The sequence below is a fragment of the Metabacillus litoralis genome (genome assembly GCF_020524045.1).
GTDB classification, from domain to species: Bacteria; Bacillota; Bacilli; order Bacillales; family Bacillaceae; genus Metabacillus; species Metabacillus litoralis_C.
Map to the genome: position 1 here is coordinate 312,156 of NZ_JAIVKL010000002.1, position 21,755 is coordinate 333,910.

The 21,755-nt window shown below is 32.3% G+C and carries 19 protein-coding genes; 7 read left to right on the forward strand and 12 right to left on the reverse strand.

The window, feature by feature from the left end; translation table 11 throughout:
• Positions 1-567 carry a tetratricopeptide repeat protein gene (locus tag LC076_RS04865; RefSeq protein ID WP_226666617.1) on the reverse strand — a complete coding sequence of 189 codons (567 nt, stop codon included), beginning with the start codon at positions 565-567 and terminating at the stop codon, positions 1-3.
• Between the two features lie 593 nt (positions 568-1,160).
• A complete protein-coding gene (locus tag LC076_RS04870) occupies positions 1,161-1,781 on the reverse strand; it encodes a DUF421 domain-containing protein (protein ID WP_226666618.1) in 621 nt (206 codons plus the stop codon).
• 172 nt (positions 1,782-1,953) lie between these two features.
• Here LC076_RS04870 and LC076_RS04875 point away from each other — a divergent pair, with 172 nt between their 5' ends.
• On the forward strand, positions 1,954-2,133 hold the full coding sequence (locus LC076_RS04875) for an H-type small acid-soluble spore protein (protein ID WP_226666619.1): 180 nt from the start codon (positions 1,954-1,956) through the stop codon (positions 2,131-2,133).
• 348 nt (positions 2,134-2,481) lie between these two features.
• Entirely contained in the window at positions 2,482-2,691 is a 210-nt protein-coding gene (locus tag LC076_RS04880; RefSeq protein ID WP_226666621.1) for a cold-inducible protein YdjO-related protein, read from the forward strand.
• A 123-nt stretch (positions 2,692-2,814) separates the two neighbouring features.
• On the opposite strand, the gene proC is transcribed toward LC076_RS04880, so the two are convergent.
• Positions 2,815-3,609: a pyrroline-5-carboxylate reductase gene (gene proC, locus LC076_RS04885; protein ID WP_226666622.1), complete on the reverse strand. Its 795-nt coding sequence runs from the start codon at positions 3,607-3,609 to the stop codon at positions 2,815-2,817.
• Positions 3,610-4,305: 696 nt separating this feature from the next.
• On the opposite strand from proC, the gene LC076_RS04890 reads away from it, so the two are divergent.
• The 3 genes from LC076_RS04890 (at position 4,306) to LC076_RS04900 (ending at position 5,538) form a co-directional block, all read left to right on the forward strand.
• Positions 4,306-4,650 carry a general stress protein gene (locus LC076_RS04890; protein ID WP_226666624.1) on the forward strand — a complete coding sequence of 115 codons (345 nt, stop codon included), beginning with the start codon at positions 4,306-4,308 and terminating at the stop codon, positions 4,648-4,650.
• A gap of 188 nt (positions 4,651-4,838) precedes the next feature.
• Positions 4,839-5,282: a cupredoxin domain-containing protein gene (locus tag LC076_RS04895; protein ID WP_226666625.1), complete on the forward strand. Its 444-nt coding sequence runs from the start codon at positions 4,839-4,841 to the stop codon at positions 5,280-5,282.
• A gap of 94 nt (positions 5,283-5,376) precedes the next feature.
• Positions 5,377-5,538, forward strand: coding sequence for a hypothetical protein (locus tag LC076_RS04900; protein ID WP_226666627.1), 162 nt, complete (start codon positions 5,377-5,379; stop codon positions 5,536-5,538).
• Between the two features lie 497 nt (positions 5,539-6,035).
• On the opposite strand, the gene LC076_RS04905 is transcribed toward LC076_RS04900, so the two are convergent.
• The 6 genes from LC076_RS04905 to LC076_RS04930 form a co-directional block, all read right to left on the reverse strand.
• Positions 6,036-7,232, reverse strand: a complete 1,197-nt coding sequence (locus LC076_RS04905; protein WP_226666628.1) for a DHH family phosphoesterase — start codon at positions 7,230-7,232, stop codon at positions 6,036-6,038.
• 116 nt (positions 7,233-7,348) lie between these two features.
• Positions 7,349-8,131: an STAS domain-containing protein gene (locus LC076_RS04910; protein ID WP_226666630.1), complete on the reverse strand. Its 783-nt coding sequence runs from the start codon at positions 8,129-8,131 to the stop codon at positions 7,349-7,351.
• A gap of 177 nt (positions 8,132-8,308) precedes the next feature.
• Positions 8,309-8,818 carry a GNAT family N-acetyltransferase gene (locus LC076_RS04915; protein WP_226666631.1) on the reverse strand — a complete coding sequence of 170 codons (510 nt, stop codon included), beginning with the start codon at positions 8,816-8,818 and terminating at the stop codon, positions 8,309-8,311.
• Between the two features lie 99 nt (positions 8,819-8,917).
• Positions 8,918-9,454: a helix-turn-helix domain-containing protein gene (locus LC076_RS04920; RefSeq protein ID WP_226666633.1), complete on the reverse strand. Its 537-nt coding sequence runs from the start codon at positions 9,452-9,454 to the stop codon at positions 8,918-8,920.
• Between the two features lie 584 nt (positions 9,455-10,038).
• Positions 10,039-10,245, reverse strand: a complete 207-nt coding sequence (locus LC076_RS04925) for a DUF6501 family protein (RefSeq protein WP_226666634.1) — start codon at positions 10,243-10,245, stop codon at positions 10,039-10,041.
• Positions 10,246-10,362: 117 nt separating this feature from the next.
• Positions 10,363-11,583: an MDR family MFS transporter gene (locus LC076_RS04930; protein ID WP_226666635.1), complete on the reverse strand. Its 1,221-nt coding sequence runs from the start codon at positions 11,581-11,583 to the stop codon at positions 10,363-10,365.
• A gap of 588 nt (positions 11,584-12,171) precedes the next feature.
• Between LC076_RS04930 and shc the strand changes: the two genes are divergently transcribed.
• Together shc and LC076_RS04940 are read left to right on the forward strand one after the other, a co-directional pair.
• On the forward strand, positions 12,172-14,061 hold the full coding sequence (gene shc, locus LC076_RS04935; RefSeq protein ID WP_226666636.1) for a squalene--hopene cyclase: 1,890 nt from the start codon (positions 12,172-12,174) through the stop codon (positions 14,059-14,061).
• A gap of 226 nt (positions 14,062-14,287) precedes the next feature.
• Positions 14,288-15,199, forward strand: a complete 912-nt coding sequence (locus LC076_RS04940) for a superoxide dismutase (RefSeq protein ID WP_264191420.1) — start codon at positions 14,288-14,290, stop codon at positions 15,197-15,199.
• Between the two features lie 190 nt (positions 15,200-15,389).
• On the opposite strand, the gene LC076_RS04945 is transcribed toward LC076_RS04940, so the two are convergent.
• The 3 genes from LC076_RS04945 to sucA form a co-directional block, all read right to left on the reverse strand.
• On the reverse strand, positions 15,390-16,739 hold the full coding sequence (locus LC076_RS04945; RefSeq protein WP_226666638.1) for a sodium-dependent transporter: 1,350 nt from the start codon (positions 16,737-16,739) through the stop codon (positions 15,390-15,392).
• A 524-nt stretch (positions 16,740-17,263) separates the two neighbouring features.
• Complete coding sequence (odhB, locus tag LC076_RS04950) at positions 17,264-18,508, reverse strand: 2-oxoglutarate dehydrogenase complex dihydrolipoyllysine-residue succinyltransferase (RefSeq protein WP_226666639.1); 1,245 nt, start codon at positions 18,506-18,508, stop codon at positions 17,264-17,266.
• Positions 18,509-18,633: 125 nt separating this feature from the next.
• Positions 18,634-21,468, reverse strand: coding sequence for a 2-oxoglutarate dehydrogenase E1 component (sucA, locus tag LC076_RS04955; protein ID WP_226666641.1), 2,835 nt, complete (start codon positions 21,466-21,468; stop codon positions 18,634-18,636).
• Between the last annotated feature and the right edge of the window lie 287 nt (positions 21,469-21,755).

Genomic DNA, 21,755 nt, shown 5'->3' on the forward strand with positions numbered 1-21,755 from the left:
TCATTCACCTCCATTTCGTTTAGCATTTTCAACATGAGTTTTATATTTTCTACTATTTAATTTTAATAATTTATTCCATACCTTATCTGCATCATCAAATTTACTAAGTGTTTGATAGGATTTACCTAGATTTAATAGAATTTCACAATATTGATCTTTTGTTATATTCTTATTTTTCTTTTCATACTCATTGATGAGAAACTGAAAATCTTCAATTGCTGTTTTTGTTTTTTTAAAATATATCTCAGGTAACCTAAAAGCTACGTTGCCTCTTAATAATCTAATTTCAAGATTATTAGGCTCTGAAGTAACAGCTTTATCTAATGATTTAAGTCCTCTTTTAGCTAAATTCATCTTCTCAATAAGATCAATATGGTCTCTTGCTACTAAAGCAGCAGAACTTCCATAATAAGCTTCGATTAATGGATTGTTAGTGACAACAGGTTTGATTTTTTTTAGAATGTTGTGTGCCTTTTGTGCTGCTTCCTTATCTCCATCTATTGCTTTTTGATGAAGTGCAACCGCTTCTTTAAAATCTTTTTCCCAATTCCCTTTATCAATTGCCATTTTTTGCACCTCCTTCAGAAAGCTACTATGACTTTTTAAAGTTTCATAGTTTTTGAATACATTTACACTTTATGTAAAAGAGGTTGGAAAGTGATAGACATTAATGGAAAAGAAATTATTTGATAATAGAGTCTACTTTAAAGCGTTTTCATAAAGTGTTTTCTCCTATGAAAAATAACATGTGTGGATGATAATACTATGAAATAGAAAATGTACCTTGAAATAACGATCAGCTTTCATGTAAGCATTCATAGTGATATCTCCTCGGAAAAAATGAATGAGGAACTAAAATCTACACTAAACAAATGAATTTATTAATTTTTTGTACACTTTGTTTCTATAACCAGATGGTGTGATACTACTTTGAAAGAAGTGTCTAAGATGCCACCAACACATAACCCTTTGAGACTCCTAAATACACTAAAATTTTATATAACTGAAGAATCTGGCAGTTAAGCTTACTTATTCCACGGGAAGTAAAACTCTATAATGGTAATTACTAAGAAGTTGAACAGTAAAAATTCAAAAAACCTCTACACTTATTGTAAGTAGAGGTTTAATGTAATCTTTCAGCATTACGCTAAGATTATTAATTACTGTAAATGTTCTGGTGGTTTAACATTATGTTTGTTTTTAACAACTTCAGTAAAAATTGTGTTTTGACTTGTTGGAATTTCTTGTTTATTTATAGCAGGTAATATATTTAATGACTGTTTGATCACCTGAAGTTCTTGAAAAAGTAAATCAATATCCTCTTTTATTGCAGGCTTTTTATTATCTTTTAATTCATAACCAATTTGACCATTAGGCTCCAAGGTAGCGTATTTCACATCTTCTATTTTACTAATACTGGATTGTCTTAATTTCATTTCTAATAAATCAACTGAAATTCTTAGTTTTTTCAATTGATTTTCCTGTAAAGTACCATCTTTTATAACTACTTTTGCTCTACCGGAAATAAACTTCTCAATACCATCGATTTTCAATTCACTGAATTCTAAGAAAACAAGTGTTAATACTAACATAAGTCCTACGATTAAAGTGGTCCATACATTTTTCCCAACTAATGGTTGAACAAGTAATGAACCAAGCCCTATCATAATAACAACTTGAGCAAGTGTCATTTGTGAAATTGATTTTCTTCCTGCTATCCTTAAAAGAATTGTTCCTCCGACTACAATAACTATTGCTTTCCAAATTAAGCTATAATCCATCCCTTACCAAACCACCTTTTCATATTCTAGTATTTAAAATTTGTTATTTAGACTATTTTATGCATGAGATAAATCTAGATTTGTGAACTTATTATAGTGATTCCTTGAAATAAACGAATAAGAGTGTGTAATTTAGTACAAACTAAAGTATTGAATTTTAGGAGGTAATAGAATGGATATTAATCGTGTAAAACAAATTCTTTCTTCATCAGCAGATATTAAAGTAATGTATAATGGTAGCTCAGTTTGGATTGATGAATTGCATGAAGATCAAGAAATGGTGACATGTCATTTAAGAGGTCCACTTGAAGAAAGATCACAAGTGGCAGTTTCGGAATTAATTGAAGCTTAACTATAATACTTTCTCTTGGAGTTGAAATTCCCTTTTTTATTGAGAGAGATTACAAACTTCATTAGAATGATTTTCATTTGGAGATCATCAAAGCTTAGAAAAGAAAGTGAACGCACAATCCGCCGTTCGTTAGCAAAGATCGGTATTAGAAACCGGTGGAAGCTGCCATATAAAGGAAAAGAGGTTTGGCGATAATTTCTTTTTTTTACATAAAACCTGTGCTTTATCGTATATATGTAGCAAAATTTATATGGAATAACAGGAATTTGTTAACAAATATACATATTGCCAGGTAAAATGTGTATAATGTATGTAGTACAAAATCTCCTTACTAAAGGATGTGTTCAAATGAGATTTCAACAGCAAGTAGAAAAACCACCAGAGGTAAACCTGAAAATATGGTCATGTGATTCAGATGACTGTAATGGTTGGATGAGAGATAATTTCAAGTCAGATGAAGAACCGAAGTGTCCTCTATGTGGACACGCAATGGTAGAAGATGAGAAAACACTACCTGTGTTAGAGAATTTTTCTGCTGTTAGCATTAAAAAAGAATAACTTCAAAAATTACATTCCTTCTTTTATAAAATAAAACCCCATGTGCTATAAGTCATGGGGTTTTGTTTTGGAATTATACATGTAAGTAAGAGATAACTTCGTCATTGTAAACATCCTTTTTAATTATCCTTTTGCTTTTTTATTTGTTGCAATCACAGCATTTTTAATTAATTGTTCAAAATTTCCCATCTTTAACACTTTAAGGCCTTCAGCTGTTGCTCCACCTGGTGTGGTAACTTGTTCTCTAAGATCTGATGGTAACTTTCCTGTTTTTAACATTTCAGCAGATCCAATGACCATTTCAGTAACAAGTTTTTGTGCGACATCTTTTGTCATACCTAGTTCCTCTGTCATAGAAATTAATGATTCAACAAATTGATAAAGAAATGCCGGAGAACTTCCGGTGATAGCAGTTAGTTTATGAATTTCTTCTTCTGAACAATATTGTGAGGCTCCAATAGAATTAACGATCAATTCCATCTGTTGCTTATGCGTATCTGTTATAAAATGACCATATGCATAAAGAGAAATGGACTGTCCAACCTCAGCAGCAGTATTTGGCATAATCCATCCCACAGCCGTTTCTTTTGGTAACCGTTTTTCTAGATGTTCCGGTCCAATTCCAGCTGCTATCGTGATGATAAGCTGATTTGTTATGTATGGATAAATGTTCTTGAGAACTTCTTCATGATCTTTTGGTGGCATTGCTAGAACGATAATATCGACCTGAGTTATCCTGTCAATTAATTGGTTTTTAGGAATAACACCGTATTTGCTTTCTAATTCTTTTAACCTTGTAGGATTACTTTTATTTGTTACAAATATATCTTTGATTTGATCATGTTTTTTATTTTGCAAACCAGAAATTATGGCTTCTGCCATTCTTCCTGCTCCTACAAATAATATAGAAGGTTTCATTAGCTAATCTCCTTTGCATTTTTTTAGTAAAGTCACTATATCATTTTATATAGATCATTTCTAAAAATTTGTAAATTGAAACAAACAAATTTAAACAAAAGGTTGCTTATTTCGTTACTCACCTTACTACGAAGATTCAATAAAATGAGTAACATTCTCTCACAAACTCGTTTTAGATCATCGTTAAGCATTATCAATCAGTAGGAAGGTATAAAACAAATGTATTTAGAATTTGAAATGTCTATACAGTTCTAGTATGAAAAATCTTTAATTATCATCTAAAAATAAGTGTAAAGTTATTATAATTTTGTAGCACCTTTATAGTTTTACAGAGTGGTTTTACGGTTATTTTCAGAAATTAAAAAAGGACGTCTAAAAGACGTCCTTTGCGTATTGAGGCGAAAGACTGCACGCCACATCGTGCATTTAGCCAGAGGCATGTCATTTCGACTTACACAATTCAGCTCATCGCTTTATTACTATAACATTTATATAACAAAAAGGAAAGAAAAAATAATAGAAAATCAAAGATACTAATAAATAGAAGCTATCTATTACCACAATTATACTGTTTTAAACGTTATCATATGATATTGGTAGGAATGAACTATTTTCATAGAAAGTGATTCTTTTATGTTTCAAGCCCTCTATTTTGTGTAATAGTATAATATACTTTTAAAGGAGGAATATATTAATATGAAACCTTATATTGAAGAATATCAAAACGAAGATCGTATGAAAGAAGCTGTAAATAATTTAAAAACCAAAGGTGTCGAAAAAAATGATGTTTATGTTCTTTCACATGATGATGAACGAACAGAAAGAATTTCTGAAAAAGTAGATACAAATACAATAGGTTCTGAAGAAACAGGAATGAAAAATGCTGTTGGAAACTTTTTTAATAAAAAAGGCGATGAACTAAGAAATAAACTAAGCGAAATTGGTTTCTCAAAAACCGAAGCTGAGACATATGAAGAAAAGCTAGATAAAGGAAAGGTATTACTGATCGTTACAAATCCAGAAAAGTATCAATTAGTCTAAAGTAATGATAACTTAGGAATATAAAAATTCTTTTTATATTTGAGGGAAGCTGAAGAATATTCAGCTTCCCTTTCTTATGTTAAAAGATAAATACTCATCCACATTAAGCGAATTAATTCTTAATATGTAGACAAGTTCTTCCCTTCTATTACATATAGATAAATAAGACAAGGCTTAGGAGGGATATTATGCGGTTTATTATCATTAAAAGAAAATGGCTTTTTCTTGTATTATCCTGTTTAGTGATAGGAAGTTTATATTATTTTAATCAAGAAGCATTACCCACATTTCAAAATACACAGAAATCTCAAAAAGATGTTGTCATAAATATGGTTACAGGAGAATTTAGTTCAACTACACCTGATGGCAAGAAAATAGAAGCATATCGATGGGATCCTGGAACAATTGTTATTCCTAAGGGAGAAGATGTTTCTCTAAGTATTTATGGTGTAAATGGGAACGAACATCCCTTTTTTATTGAAGGTACAGATATTAAAGGAGTTGTTAAAAAAGGAGAAGAAACAATTATTCCTTTAAATTTTAAGGAAGAAGGAACTTATCGTTTAATTTGTGATACTCATACACATCATGGTCAAGGAGTTCCGATGATTGCTTATATTGTAGTTGATTAATGATTAGTTAACTCCTAATAAATAGGTATAAATACCTAGTTTTATTCCTTTCAATAGTGGGTAATTGTTATTATTAAATAGGGGAAGGTTCGGGGTGATAAGTTTGGAAGTTGTCATCTATAAAAATGAATTGTATCAAGTGTTTTTTACATACACTAGTGGTTATATGGAACTTAAAAAAATTGACTCGGCTATTGATGATATTATCCTAGCTCACCGTTCAGAAATATCTAATTTAGGAACGAACGCATCATAATCATAATAAAAAAGTCATACAAAAAGACTAATATATCTAAATTAAGTTATGCTGAAAGAAACAAGTTCGTTACATTGCGCTGCAGACACTTCATTCGCCGGGGAGGAAGCTGAGCCTCCTCAGCGCTAGCGCCTTCGGGGTCTCAGCCTTTCCTCTATTCTAAGTAGGTGCCCGAGTGTCTTCCGCTCCATTCCAATAGTTCTTAAAAATAGTATGCAAAAAAAAATATTGAAAACTGCAAAAAAAACCCGGATTATTAGGCTATGATTAATTGATATCACCTAATAATTTGGGTTTATTATTAGCTTAAATACTTATGTCCCAACCTCTTTAATTTTTCATCATCTATTAACAAATAATCACTTTCGTCGTTACTAACCTTGTCACGGTAGCAAATTACCAATTGGTAAAAAAACCTCTGAAAAGGATTTGTTCTAAAATCAAGCATTTAAATTCCTCAGAAGGGCTTGAATATATTATTTGTCTACAATACGGATTTATTTCTTTATTTCATTGTTATAAAAGTGAAATAAGTAGTTAACTAATTGCTCATCTTTCGATAAACTTGCAGAAAAAGATCTTTTTAAAAACTGTTCAGCTAGTTCGAATGTAGCATATCCTTCTTTTAATAAATCATGATTTTTCTCAATAACCCAATTACCTTTTTCTTTTTCATATAGTAAAAATTGTTCATTGTCATGATTTTCATAGTGAGAGCATCGTTCTTTCTTATTCATTTTATTATGAGTAAAATCTTGTTTAATAGGTTTCAACGAGAACGGCTTTTCTACAAATTGTTTAAAAGCCTCCTTGGTTATGGAGCAGCCTGCGGCTTTTGCATGACCTCCCCCACCATATTTAGCAGCTAGCTCAGAAACATCAAAATCATCATGAATTGTACGAAAACTTATTTTTCTATTTCCCATATTTAAGATCGCAATACAATCAAGATGACGGTATTCCTTTCCTAATGCATTACCGAGCTCTGAGTGATAAAGTTCAGCATAAACTACTCCTATACAAGCTTTGCCAACCTTTGCTTGAATAATTTCCCTTTTCTTTCTTCTTATATAACGTTCTGTTTTATCTTCCTCTACATCGAGTAGCTTTTCCTCGAAATCACTAAAAGAAAATTCTTCCTGGTTATATAACCTAGATAACATACTTTCCTCAAATTCTTCAATTGATTGTAAATACAATAAGTCATTTAACCTTTTCGCACGGGTATTTTCGTTTCTTTCCCATTCCCAAGTATCATATTGTCGAACCATTTCCACATATTGATTTAGAATTTCTTTTGCTTCAATTAGACCCTTACTAACTAGATATGTATAAAATAATGAGGTTGCAGATGCAAGCTTTCCTTCTGATTCTTCCACTTGTACAGATCCCCAGTTATATTCATTAAAATGCAAAGCTGTCTTATGATGGTCAATCAGTTGTATTTTTCCACCCTTTTTCGCAAACTCATTCAATCCTAATTCATTTTCTTTGTTTACTGACAAATCTGTTATAAATAGTTGTAACTCTTTTGGAATATTTTCATTGTGTTCACTTAGAAAATGTTCAACTTGGTAATCAAGACTATTCACAGAATTATATCGCACATCAACATTTTGCCCAAATGCATATTTAGCGAGAATACCACAACTAACACCATCTAAATCATTATGAGTAAGTAATAAAAATTGCATGAATACACCTCTAACTAGAATAAAATCAAATCAGTATTAAGTATGTGTTTGAACTTATTGTTTCTATACAATGATGTAACATTTTATAATAAGTTATCTACTATTGGACCCCTACTTCATAGCTTTTTTAATTCATATCCTTTTTGTTTCCAAACATAATTCACACCTTGCTTAAACGATTTATATGTTTTTGCATTAAGTTGAATGCCCATCTTTACAATATTATGGACAATCTTTGGATTTAAACCTACAAAAATAGTTTCAACTCCCATAAGAGTTAGTGCTTCTACTAATTGATTTAATTGAAAAGCAATATCTTCCTCTAGTATGGTTTGTATACCTGTAAAATCTACAATGATGTAATCCGTGCTATTATTTGATGCAGCTTCTAAGAGCTTTTGTTTTGTAAACTCTAATCTTTCTTCACTCAACACACCAGATAGAGAAACTAATAAAACGGAATCAATGGCTGTATCGATAATTGGTGTGTACATACCTTCAATAATTCTTTTTCGTTCTTCTAATTCATTTTCATGTTGAGTAATGTCTTTCCATGTAAGGATGAATCCAGAAATGTCGCCATTAGCACTTTTTAACTGATCAACTATAATTGTAGCAGTAAATAGATTAAATAGTCTTATTGTTGTTTTATACGGAAAAGGACCATTCTGAACAATGTCCATTTGTCTTTTGCCGTGAAACGAATTTAAATTCATTCCGATAAACTCGTTCGGATTGTTCACATTAATATAAGGTCCTACCTTACTTAATAATGCTCTAGCATGATCGTTTATCCATACAATTTGATAATCTTTATCAGCAAATATTAAACTTTCCCCAACACTATTTAACAAACTTTCTATATTTATATGTTTAAAGATTTCAGTTTTAATCTCCAATTTCATTTCTCCCTCTATGGATCATTGAATTTTTTGAGGACATTATTTTGGTAAACTGTGGTTTATCCGTAGACAAAAACAATAATATCAAATTGATTTTTTTTGAAATATCTTATTTAAAGATAAACAGGATACAAAAGGATTAATCAAAGTTATTCCTCATGTACCCTATAAGTTTTATTCCACAATACGCTTTCCAAGGATGACTAAATCACGTTCGATACCATCCATATTTGCAATACGAGGTAAATTTGCCCACTCTTCAAATTGATAGCTTTTAAATAAATTAATACTTGGTTTATTATGACCAAACACAAATGCTAATAATGTTTTTATATCTAGCCTTGGACATTCATTCATTGCTCGTTCAATCAATATTCTAGCATAACCTTTTCCATGTACGTCTGGATGTAGATAAATACTAACCTCTGCTGTAGCAAGATAAGCTGGCCTTCCGTAAAATGACTGAAAGCTCAACCACCCCACAATATGATCTTCCTCAGTTAGTACCCATAATGGTCTTTGATGAGAATTGTGGTCATTAAACCACTGGATTCTGCTCTCAACACTTATTTCCTCAAGATCTGCAGTAGCTAGTTGACCTGGAATCGATGTATTATAAATCTCAACCACTCTTGCAAGATCTTCTAGTTCAGCATCTCTTATCAATAATTTGCTATCAATCATTCTCTTCTTTCCTTTCTACTATGACCAGAATGATCACTGGCTTACGTTAAATTCTTGAGATGTTATGTTAATAGTAATACCATGAAAGTTAGCTATTGACTAGTCATTTTTTGATGGTTCAGGAATAAATATATTTGCAATATGTCTTGCCGTTCTCTCACTAGACGGTTCATTTTCTAACATTCGCTTCATGATTGCTGCTAGCTGTTCTGTAAATTCGAAAAACTCTTGATCTGATAAGTAAACAATAGCTTCTCTAAACCCTACACCATCTTTATACAAATCAATCTCGTCTTGCTGTAAATAACTTTCATATTGTCCTAGTAAATGCATCATAAATGTCAAAAATAAGTTTAGATGTTCATCTCGACTTAATTTCCCAAAGTCATCTGTTAATGATAATTCACTTTCATTTAAAGAATAGATCTTCTCTATTGTTCCTCTTATTTGATTCTCTCGAACTACTTTTAATACACCAGCTTCTAAAAGTTTGTTTAGATGTCGATACAATGTAGCTTGAGGTACATCTGTTAAAATTGTAGCGATTTGTTGAACATTATATTCTTTGTTTCCTATTAATGCTTGAACAATTTTCATTCTGACAGGATGAAGGATTAACTTTGCTTTTGAATTCATGCTGAACTTTCCTCCTATTTTTGAATAAGTTGATTCCCATTACAGGAATTCACTTTTTTACAGACTTTAAGTATCATATACCGAAACTCTATGATCTTTCAATCTACCACACGATAAGACAATCTTTTAGTAAGGCTCTTTTCTTAAAAATTGTTGCTAATTGACGTTTATATCTGTTATAACCAGTGTGTTATTGGATAAATGGTCCGATCTGTAGAAGAAAAAATGCCGCTAGACTTTATAAAGAGTTGTTTCCATTAGTATTCTAAAAACATCAAAGTTTGCGAAAACAGCTTTTAGTATAGAAGCACTTAGAAGAAAAAATTATGTTATTATTATCAATTATAATAACATATTATTAAAAAGTGCAAGTAATAATCGATTTATCTTTTAGAGAGGCTTTTTAAAAAGGATCTTTTCTGAAAGATTGTTGTAAATTGACATCTTTATCTGGTTGAACAAAGATTTTATCACATAAAAGAGACAATCTTTAGAAGAAAAGATGCCGCTAGACTTTATAGATAATAGTGTTGGTAAAGATATTAAAAAAAAGATGACCTAAGTCATCTTCTTCATAATCCCAATTAATTTAAAACTTTAAAGTAATCTTTATAATAACCGCCAACTTTACCAGTATTATCAATCACAAAATAAAACTCTTCTGTTTCATTTTGGACATCATATTCTTTCTCTGCAGTTAATGCACGGTCAACCATATACTTTTCAGCCTTTGTGTGAACACATTTGACTTTTTTTACTGGTGTTGTTGTTTGCCATGTTTTATGTATCATCTTTTTCCACCTTTCTACTAGCTTTCTTCATATTTTATCTAAGTTTCATTAAAAAGCCAATTAAATAAATCTTATATGAGCAATAAGTAACCATTTTGATAAATTCATGGATTTGAATTATATGATTTGTTGCTGTGTTACCTTTTTAGCTTTCATTAAATATTGAACATATAAAAGTATCGGCACACCTAAAATTGTTAAGAATACTAATGATCCAAAAAGATATTCAGGCTGATTTGCTCCATGGTATTGTAATAAAACACCACCAATCCAAGGTCCAATTACATTACCTAGTTGCGTAAATCCCATCGCACCAAAATAAGTTCCTTTAAGACTATGCACTGCCATTTGATCAATTAATAAATCTGTCATTGAAAACATCAATATTTCTCCAACAGTAAAGATTACAATCATAACAATTAATAAAGGGAGCTCAGTGATAAAAGCAAATCCAAACAACCCGATACATATGACAATATTACCAATCATAATGGATACGAGTGGCGAATATTTTTTACCTATTTTCACCAAAGGAAATTGCAATAATATTACAGTAATTGCATTTAACGTTAATAGGTATGAAAAAAGATGTGCACCATCTTCAAATGAATTGGAGCTTGAGAAGTACTGTGGTAATGTTGAAGAAAATTGTGAATACCCTGTAATGGATAAAATCAGTCCGACAATTGTAAAGAGAAAGATTGTATCTTTACGAACAATATAAAGAGCTTGCTTGAAATGTACTCTTTTACTTACAACAGAATTTTCAGGAATATCACTTTTTGTTAACGTGTATACCAGTGATAATCCATATAGAAAATACATAATTGCTGCAAATAAAAACGGTTTAGTTGATGCCGCTGAACCAAGGTGAAGTCCTATGAGTGGTCCAAAGGTTACTCCAACATTAATTGCGGTATATCTAAGATTAAAAATAACTAGTCGATTTTTTTCATCGGTTAGATCTGATAACATTGCTCTAGATGTTGGCTCAAAAACTGCACGACACAATCCATTTAAAGCATTCATAATGAAAAATCCCAAAATAGATTGCGTGAAAGCAAATCCAACAAACACTAGACCCCATGCAAAGATAGATAATAGTAAAATCTTTTTTCTTCCCCATCGATCCGATAAGTAGCCACCAAAAAAACTTGCTGCTATTCCTACTAAGGAGCTTACTGCGATAATTGCACCTGTCATTGACGGTGAAACCTGTTTTTCCTGAGTTAAATATATTGCTAAAAAAGGGATACACATTGATGTAGCTAATCTGCCAAATAACGTACCAAGAATTATATTTATTGTTATTGGGCTTATATTTTTTAGATGTCTCATTCTTTCCCCTACATTTCATTCTTTTATCTTAGGATAAGGATGTTTTTGCAAACTTTGTTACTTTTAAAAAACCGAAGCAATCAGCTCTGTATTAAGTCTTGTGGCATCTTTTCTTCATAGAATAGTACCCTTATAGTGAAAATTCACTGTTTTTTACTCCAAATTTGGGGTAAATAGCAACAATCGTTCAGAAAAGAGCCAAGGATAATATTAAATTATACCTAAAAATAGCAAAAAGAATAGTAGATATTTTTTTGTTTTTTAAACCAATTCTCTAGGAAAGAATAAAAAAGCCAATTTTCCCTCGGTCCTTAAGTCTTCTTTGCACTAGCTAGCGACTGTGAGGTCTCATTCTGAATAGCTTCACTAAGCAAGGGTTTCTTGCTTTCACTCCAATCAATCAACAAATTGCTAAAAACCAACATTCAAATTTGCAATAATTAATTATAAAAAAACATAGATCTATTTCATTTGTTGTTCTATGTATTTTCCATTTTTGATTTTTCAACCTAACACAAAATAAAGTTAGATAGCAACTTACATATAACTTCTTACCAATGCATAATCATAATTGAGGTGAGTATTGCTATGTTTCCAAGAGATGCTATTACTAATGAAATAACAACTAAAATTAAAGAATTGAAAGTATTGCAAAAACCAGATGGATCATGGGATTTTTGCTTTGAAGGCGGTTTAATGACAGATGCTTTTATGATCATCATTCTACGTTCTATAGATACGCAAAGTGAACAAGAAGAAAAACTAATAAATAAATTAGCGCAAAGAATCTCTAAACAACAAACACCAAATGGTTCCTGGAGAGCATATCCAGATGAACATGCTGGTAATCTATCTGTTACAGTCCAAGCTTATACAGCACTTTTGTTTTCAGGATTTTATTCTCGTGAAGATTCTTCGATGAAAAAAGCTGAGGTTTTTATAAAAGGAAATGGTGGTTTATCTGAAACTCATTTTATGACTAAGTGGATGCTCGCTGCTAATGGATTATTTCAATGGTCTTCCATTTTTTATATTCCTATGACATTTCTCTTATTACCAAATTCATTTCCACTTAATTTTTATCAATTAAGTACATATGCTCGTATTCATTTTATTCCAATGATGATTGTTGCAAATAAAAAGTTCAAATTACAATCAAGACACACACCTAATTTAAACCATCTGTATTCGTCCTCTTATAAAAGAACTGCTGACCCATGGGATTTAGCTACATATACCCGTTCACAAAATAATCCTCTATTACATGAAATCAATAAACTTCTCAAACTTCCAGCTAATTTTCATCGCTTAGGTTATCAACAAGCTGAAACTTATATGTTAAAGAGAATTGAAGATGATGGAACTCTATACAGCTATGCTAGTGCCACATTTTTCATGATATATTCTTTGCTTTCTCTCGGATATACAAAACAGTCACCACTAATTAAAAATGCAATTAGAGGTTTAAAAAAATTAATTAATAGCGACTGCAACTTCCACCTAGAAAATTCAACTTCAAAGGTATGGGATACTGCCTTAATTAGTTATGCACTTCAAGAAGCTAGTGGAGAAGATGAAATAAAGATGGTTAGTCAATCAGTTAACTACCTACTTGCTAAGCAACATACAAAAAAAGGAGATTGGAAAATACATAATCCAAATATTTCTCCTGGAGGTTGGGGTTTTTCACATAACAATACTTTGAATCCTGATAACGATGATACCTCTGCTGTTTTAAGAGCATTAACTCGCCAAGCTCAATCTAAAAAGAAGGTTACTGAAGCTTGGTACAAAGGAGTTACATATTTATTATCAATGCAAAACACTGATGGTGGTTGGGCAGCATTTGAGAAAAATACTGATTTTAAACTGCTCACCTATATACCTTTAGAAAATGCTCAAGATGCTGCAATAGATCCTTCTACTGCAGATTTAACAGGAAGAACACTTGAATTTCTCGGAAATTATGCAGGTCTAACTCTACAAAATCCTAACATTAAAGCTGCTGTAGATTGGTTAGTGTCACATCAAGAAAAAGATGGATCATGGTATGGTCGATGGGGTGTTTGTTACCTTTATGGTACTTGGGCAGCTATTACTGGTTTGGTAGCTGTTGGTATGCCGACAGATGCATCAGTTATTAAACGGGGAGTTAAATTTTTAGAAAATACACAATTACCTGATGGTGGCTGGGGAGAGTCATGCCGAAGTAGCGAAATAAAGAGATATGTCCCTTTAAACTTCAGTACACCTTCTCAAACGTCCTGGGCTCTAGATGCTCTTATCATGGCTAATAGATCGCATACTGATTTTGTCAAAAATGGAGTATTTCATTTATTGGATCGTAATTCTTTTAATAATAGATCTCAATCATATCCTACAGGTATTGGTTTGCCAGGACAATTTTTCATTAATTATCACAGCTATAATTATATTTTCCCTTTGATAACACTTTCACATTATCGAAATAAACATTAATAAAGGTCTTTGTTAAATTTACATATTTTATTTAAAGATGCATGCACTCAAGGGTGTATCGAAACCCGTAAATATATACAACGATGCCTCAATTGAAATTATCACGAAATTTTTGTGGATTTCCATAGCCACTAAAATTGATCCTACCACAAAGATGAATAAATAAGATCAAATTTTTGGGGTTGCTGCATATATTGTGTACGAATGAGTATCGGGAGGGATTAATTTGTCAGAAGAATACATCTTATCTATGAAGAAATGGTGCGAGGAAATTTTAGAGAGTTATGATGCATCAGCTGAAAAATTAGAAAGACGGGTAGCGTCGGAAGAACTTGAATCATGGCAGAATGATCTAATTCAATTTAAAGATCAGCTTTTAGACACCATTTCGTTTGACAAAAAAGAGCTCTATGAACGAGCTAACAGTCTATATTTACAGTTAGAAGATTTTTTTAACGAAGAAGACGAAACGGAAGATTTAGAAATGTCTCGTGTCCATCAGCAATCACTATCTGTTCCAATTGGTGCACACACACTACCACCACTTCCTTATAACTATAACGCTCTAGAACCATACATAGAGCGTGAAATTATGAGATTACATCATGATAAACATCATAAAAGCTATGTAGATGGGCTTAATAAAGCTGAAAAAGAAATGCAAAAAGCTCGAAAAACAAATGATTTTTCACTCATCAAACATTGGGAAAGAGAAGCTGCTTTTAATGGAGCAGGGCATTATCTTCATACAATCTTTTGGAATATCATGAGTCCTAAAGGTGGGGGAAAACCTACTGGCATGTTATTACAAGAAATTAATCAGACATTCGGTAGTTTTGAAAATTTTAAAAAACACTTTTCAGAAGCTGCTAAAAGTGTTGAAGCTGTTGGTTGGACGATCTTAGTGTGGGCGCCTAGATCAAGAAGACTTGAAATTCTTCAGGCAGAAAAGCATCAAAATTTAAGTCAATGGGATGTTATTCCTTTACTCGTTTTAGATGTCTGGGAACACGCCTACTACCTTCAATATAAAAATGAACGAGGGAAGTATGTAGATAATTGGTGGAATGTTGTGAACTGGAAAGAAGTTGAAAGTCGCTTACAACAAGCAAAACAACTTTTATGGGAACCTTTTTGACATGTAATAGATGATGCGTTAGTTTTTTTAAATCAAATGAATTAAGAAAGAAGGCTGAAGATGAGCAACCATCATCAGCCTTCTTTTTATTAGAATTCTAAGTTATGAGTTATGTGAATTAAGGTCATTGTTAGTTTTCAGGATTTTGAAATTACCTGAAAACTCAACTGATACAGTTAACATTGCACAGTTATATAATACCTAAAACATCTAAAAACACTAAAATAATTGCTATCGGAGCAATATATTTTATCAATAAATACCAAATGGCAAAAAGCTTTTTACTAAATGTTGATCCTTTAGTAAGCTCACTAAATAGGCTTTCTCTCGATATTTTAAGTGGTACAAAGATCGATATTAAAAGTGCTCCTAATGGCATTAATATATTGCTAACTAAGAAATCTGCTGCATCAAATATCGATTTACCGAAAAATGTAATATCATTAAGTACACCAAATGACAGTGCGGATGGTATACCAACGATAAAAATACTGATACCAAGTAACCAAGAATATTTAATACGCTTTGAAACATCACCCTTTGCTAATGGAGCGACAATGATTTCAAGCATAGAAAACGCAGATGTTAAAGTCGCAAATAAAAATAATAGCAAAAACGCAATTAAAAAGAAGACACCAAAAGGCATTTGATTAAACACTGTTGGTAATACATTAAACAATAGAACTGGCCCTGCATCAGGTGACAGCCCGAAAGAAAAAACTGCTGGGAAAATAGCCAACCCTGCTAAAAACGCTACTAATAAATTTAAAATAACAATAGAGACTGCAGATTGTGGTAGATTTTCTTTTTTAGATAAATATGAACTATATGTTACCATAACAGAAACACCTACGCTTAATGCAAAAAATGATTGACCCATAGCATAAAGGATTGTTTCAGAAGTTACATTTGTAAAATCAGGTTTTAGGAAGAAGATGATTCCTTCCATTGCTCCATCTAACGTAACAGAACGAATAATAATGATAAGGAAAAGGACAAATAACGCTGGCATCATTACTCTACTAGCCTTTTCTATACCATTTGATACACCTTTAGACACGACAAATATTGTAATAAGTAAAAATAATAGCTGTGCAAAGACCACCAAATAAGGATTTGTAATGCTTGCTCCAAATAATTCACCATATTGTTGATCTGTTAATCCACTTAATTCACCAGTCAAACCTTTAAAGATATAAATTAATATCCAACCACCTACAACACTATAAAACGAAAGCAAAATAAAACATGTAAACACACCTAGCCTACCTATCATATGCCAGGAGGATTTTGGTGCAATTTGTTTATAAGATAGTATTGCATCCTTTTGTGTACTTCTACCAATTATAAATTCTCCTAATAATAGTGGTAAACCAACTATTATTGTAAACAAAATAAAGATAAGAAAAAATACTCCACCACCGCTAGTTCCTGCAACATACGGAAATTTCCAAATCGCTCCTAGTCCTATTGCAGATCCTGCTGCAGCAAGGATAAAGGCTAGTTTTGAAGACCATTGTTCAACATTGTTATTACTCACAAAATCACCTCAAAAAAATTAAGCTAAAGATAAATTGATTTTGAAAAATTAAATCAATTTATTACCTGATTTCATCTAAACATTAGATAAGCTTTCATTTTATCATTTTACTAGCATAATATAAATTGAAATATAAAAATAATCTCTTATTATGGTTCTTTTCTGAACGATTGTTGCTATGTAACAAAAATTTGGAGTGAAAACAGTGTTTCTACTCTATAAGGGTACTATTTTATGAAGAAAAGATGCCACTACATTTTATTCTGTGCTGATTGCTTCGAGCATTTAATAGCAACAAAGTTTGAGAAAACAGCGTTTATTAAAACATTTCATTTTTTCTTGGTGTTAAGACAAATTTTGGTTGTAATCTACACACATTTAATTCTAATTATTATTCTCTCTATAATAGATAACACTTTACAATGTAGGATTTAATCAACACACTGAAATACCATTATGCTTTTACTTAGCTTCATAAATAAAAAAAGCAGAAAGGAAAAAATCACCTCTCTGCTTTGTTCATATTAACCTTCTAGTAATAATGATTCTGGATCTTCTAGTAATTCTTTAACAGCGGCTAAGAAGCTAACTGCTTCTTTACCATCTACAATTCTGTGATCATAAGATAATGCAATGTACATCATCGGTCGATTTTCCATTTTTTCTGCATCAATTGCTACTGGTCTTAACTGTATCTTGTGCATTCCTAGAATACCAACTTGTGGACCATTTAAGATTGGTGTTGATAATAATGAACCAAATACTCCACCATTCGTAATGGTAAATGTACCACCTTGAAGATCTCCTAAGCTTAATTTATTGTCTCTAGCTTTTGTTGCAAGATTAAGGATCTCTCCTTCAATACCTGCAAAATTTAATCGGTCAGCATCACGAACAACTGGCACAACTAGACCTTCTGGAGCAGATACAGCAATACCAATATCATAAAATTTCTTCATAAGAATTTCATTACCTTGAATTTCTGCATTCAATAATGGGAATTGTTTCAATGCAGCAACTACCGCTTTTGTAAAAAACGACATAAATCCAAGACGAACATCATGTTGTTCAAAGAATTTGTCTTTTCTACGTTTGCGAACCTCCATAACTGCTGTCATATCTACTTCATTAAAAGTTGTTAACATTGCAGCCGTTTGTTGAACTTCAACTAATCGGTTTGCAATCGTTTGACGACGTCGTGACATTTTAACACGCTCTACAGGTTTAGATCCATCTTCCTGTTGTGACTGTGAAGGTGCTTTTGGAGCTGCTTTTGGCTGTTCAGCCTGTTTTGTACTTGGACGTTCTGAATGAGATTCCACATCTTGTTTACGAACACGTCCAAGTGGGTCAGTCGTTTGAACCTGTTGCAAATCAATACCTCGTTCACGAGCAAGTTTTCTAGCCGAAGGTGAAGCAATTGTTCTATTCTTCTTATCTTCATCAACAGAAGAACTAGTGTCTTTTGTTGGTGATTTAGGCTCTTCTTTTTGTTTTTCTTCTGTTTTTACAGGCTCTGAGCTTGGAGCCTCTCCACTTTCATCAATTATCCCAATAGATTCTCCAACTTGAACTGTATCACCAGATTCTTTATACAGCTCTTTTAAAACTCCAGAATATTCCGCAGTTAATTCTACATTTACTTTGTCTGTTTCAACTTCTAAAAGGTATTCTCCTTTTTCAACTACATCACCTGGTTGTTTAAGCCATTGAGCAATCGTTCCCTCAGTAATAGATTCTGCTAGTTCTGGTACTTTAATTTCAGCCATGTTGGTTTTCCCCCTTGAGCACCTGCTTTTGAAGAAATATGCAGTTAGTACATCTATAATGACTAACTGTCACATTATGAATATAGCAAGCCCCGCTTTTTTTCAATTATTCATTCAGTGGTCTTTTATTTATTCCATGTCAGAGTATCTGTCACAATGCGCTCTTGATCCTTTTTATGAATATTAGGATCTCCTTCAGCCGGGCTTTGTCTTCTTCTTCTTCCGATATACCTTACTGGAATACCAGTTGGAGCAACTTCTCTTAATTTTGAATCGTAGAATGTCCATGCCCCCATATTTTGAGGTTCTTCTTGTACCCAAACTATTTCTTCCAATGACGTCAGACGTTCAAGAATAGAAGTAATAATTTCTTTAGGGAATGGATACAATTCCTCTACACGTAATATATGGACCCAATCTAGATTTTCATCCATTGAGTTAAGTTTATCAGTAAGATCAATTGATATTTTACCACTACATAATACCAGTCGTTTTACTTTCTCAGGAGATGTACCTAGTCCTGGTTGTTCAATAATCGGCTTAAATTCACCTTCACAAAGTTCATTAATATCAGATACAGTTAATGGATTTCTCAACAAACTTTTAGGTGTCATAATAACTAACGGCCTTACTTCTTCACGCTTTAATAAGTCTGCTTGTCGGCGCAAAATATGGAAATATTGAGCTGCACTTGTTAAGTTTGCAACTTGCCAACTATCTTCAGCTGCAAGTTGTAAGAAACGCTCTAATCTTCCGCTTGAATGTTCGGGTCCTTGACCTTCAAAACCATGAGGAAGCAGCATAACTAGTCCAGATTTTTGACCCCATTTTGCACGTCCTGCAGCTATAAACTGATCAAAAAACACTTGTGCAGCATTTGCAAAATCACCATATTGAGCTTCCCATAATACAAGTGTTTCAGGAGCAAAAACATTATAGCCATATTCAAAACCAATAACAGATCCCTCTGATAAAGGGCTATTATGAACAGCAAATGATGCTTTGGCATCTGATAACTGATGTAACGGTGAATAAAATTCTCCATTTTCAACATCATGTAGAACAATATGTCTTTGAGCAAATGTACCACGCTGAGAATCCTGACCTGATAGTCGAATTGGCGTCCCATCTTTAAGAATTGAAGCAAATGCTAAAGCTTCTCCTAAAGCCCATTCTACTTTACCGTCTTCTGAAAATGATTTGGCTCTCTTTTCAAGGATTCTTTTTAGTTTAGAAAATACATTGAAATTCTCAGGCCAAGTAACTAGCTCTTCGTTTAATTTCAATAGATCATCTTTATTAACAGCTGTATTTAATTTAGGAAGCCCACTATTTACGAATTCCGGTAGCTTAATTTCTCGAGTGATTTCAATATTCTTTTTATCTGGTACTTTTTGATAGGCTTCTGTAAGAGCTGATTGTACTTCATTATTTATTTTTTCGATGTCTTCAGACTTAAGTGTGCCTTCATTTTCTAACGCTTTACCATAAAGTTCTCGAACTGTTGGATGCTTACGTACTTTTTCATAAAGTCTTGGCTGAGTCATTGATGGCTCATCCATCTCATTATGACCAAAGCGTCTATATCCAATTAAGTCAATCAGAAAATCGCTTTTGAATTTTTTACGATACTCCATCGCGATATATACTGCTGCTATACATGCTTCTGGGTCATCAGCATTTACGTGAATAATTGGAATTTCGTAGCCTTTAGCTAAATCACTCGCATATTTAGTCGAGCGAGAATCTCTACTCTCTGTTGTAAAACCTATCATGTTGTTGGCAATGATATGTATTGTGCCACCAGTCTGATAACCTGTTAACTTGTTTAAATTTAGCGTTTCAGCAACAATACCTTCTCCAGGAAATGCAGCATCTCCATGAATTAATATTGCCATTGCTTCGTTCACATTTTGCTTTGGGTACCCTTTTTCAGAGCGATTTTCTTGAGCTGCGCGCGTATAACCTTCAACAATTGGGTCGATAAATTCAAGATGACTTGGATTATTTGCCAACGTTACCTTCGCACGAACATCACTTTGTTCTTTAATTTGCTTATTAGCACCCAAATGGTATTTTACATCTCCACTCCAACCATAATTGATACCAATTGAACCTTCAGAAGGAACTAATTCCTTATTTGGTGCATGTTGGAACTCAGAAAAGATAATTTCGTATGGTTTTCCTAGAACATGTGCTAAAACATTCAAACGACCACGATGAGCCATTCCAATATTAATTGTTTCTGATCCGTCTTTGACAGATCGTGAAATTAACTCATCGAGAATTGGAACAAGCATATCTAATCCTTCGATAGAAAAACGCTTTTGTCCTACAAATGTTCTATGAAGAAATTGTTCAAACCCTTCTACTTCTGTTAGTCTTTTCAATATACTTTTTCTTTTTTCAGTTGATAACGGTTTAAAGATAGTTCCTGATTCAACCATTTTCATTAACCAAGTTTTCTCTTCGTAATTATGTACATGGCTAAATTCAAAAGCAATTGAACTTTTATATACCTCTTTTAAATATTGATATGCTTCTAGACCATTTGTTACATGTGCTGGAGCATCTTCACACAAAAGATGTACTGGAATCTCTTTTAAATCTTCTTCTGTTAAGTCGTATTCATCTAATCGAAGAAATTCATTTTTCTCTGCAGTATCCTCAAAAGGATAGATAGATGCGTTTAAGTGTCCATATCTACGGATATTTGTGACAAGCTTAACTGCCTCTGCAATCTGTTTCATTTTATCAGCACTTATAGTTTCATTCCCTGCTGAAGTGGATTGTTTAGTCTGTATAGATGGAGAACCCCAGTTATCAAATATTTCTTTCAATTCTATGTCAACAGAATCTGGATCAGATTTATATAGATCATACTGTTCCATGACATAGCCGAGGTTTGGTCCATAAAAATTTTCCCAAGGATAATTTCGTATATTTGTACCTTCTGACATGTAACATTACCCCCAACTATTCTTAAATGATCAGAAATTTAAGTTCTGATACGTTTGCAGGTATAATGATATTATCCTACAATATTAATTAAAAATCTAAAATAGTAATATAATTTTAAAACGCTTCCAAGGCTATTTTACCATTGCTAACTTCACTTTCCAATAAGGATAATTGAAAAATCCAAAAAAAATTTATTTTTTTCTAGAGACAATGTAAGCAAAATTAAGTTCTGAATTATCAGAATTATATAATAAATCGTTTGTGGATCTTATGATTATTTTACAAC

Excerpts from the sequence above, each read along its gene's own strand:
- LC076_RS04865 (WP_226666617.1), bottom strand. The coding sequence starts at position 567 with ATGGCAATTGATAAAGGGAATTGGGAAAAAGATTTTAAAGAAGCGGTT.
- LC076_RS04870 (WP_226666618.1), bottom strand. The coding sequence starts at position 1,781 with ATGGATTATAGCTTAATTTGGAAAGCAATAGTTATTGTAGTCGGAGGA.
- LC076_RS04875 (WP_226666619.1), top strand. The coding sequence starts at position 1,954 with ATGGATATTAATCGTGTAAAACAAATTCTTTCTTCATCAGCAGATATT.
- LC076_RS04880 (WP_226666621.1), top strand. The coding sequence starts at position 2,482 with ATGAGATTTCAACAGCAAGTAGAAAAACCACCAGAGGTAAACCTGAAA.
- proC (WP_226666622.1), bottom strand. The coding sequence starts at position 3,609 with ATGAAACCTTCTATATTATTTGTAGGAGCAGGAAGAATGGCAGAAGCC.
- LC076_RS04890 (WP_226666624.1), top strand. The coding sequence starts at position 4,306 with ATGAAACCTTATATTGAAGAATATCAAAACGAAGATCGTATGAAAGAA.
- LC076_RS04895 (WP_226666625.1), top strand. The coding sequence starts at position 4,839 with ATGCGGTTTATTATCATTAAAAGAAAATGGCTTTTTCTTGTATTATCC.
- LC076_RS04905 (WP_226666628.1), bottom strand. The coding sequence starts at position 7,232 with ATGCAATTTTTATTACTTACTCATAATGATTTAGATGGTGTTAGTTGT.
- LC076_RS04915 (WP_226666631.1), bottom strand. The coding sequence starts at position 8,818 with ATGATTGATAGCAAATTATTGATAAGAGATGCTGAACTAGAAGATCTT.
- LC076_RS04920 (WP_226666633.1), bottom strand. The coding sequence starts at position 9,454 with ATGAATTCAAAAGCAAAGTTAATCCTTCATCCTGTCAGAATGAAAATT.
- LC076_RS04925 (WP_226666634.1), bottom strand. The coding sequence starts at position 10,245 with ATGATACATAAAACATGGCAAACAACAACACCAGTAAAAAAAGTCAAA.
- LC076_RS04930 (WP_226666635.1), bottom strand. The coding sequence starts at position 11,583 with ATGAGACATCTAAAAAATATAAGCCCAATAACAATAAATATAATTCTT.
- shc (WP_226666636.1), top strand. The coding sequence starts at position 12,172 with ATGTTTCCAAGAGATGCTATTACTAATGAAATAACAACTAAAATTAAA.
- odhB (WP_226666639.1), bottom strand. The coding sequence starts at position 18,508 with ATGGCTGAAATTAAAGTACCAGAACTAGCAGAATCTATTACTGAGGGA.
- sucA (WP_226666641.1), bottom strand. The coding sequence starts at position 21,468 with ATGTCAGAAGGTACAAATATACGAAATTATCCTTGGGAAAATTTTTAT.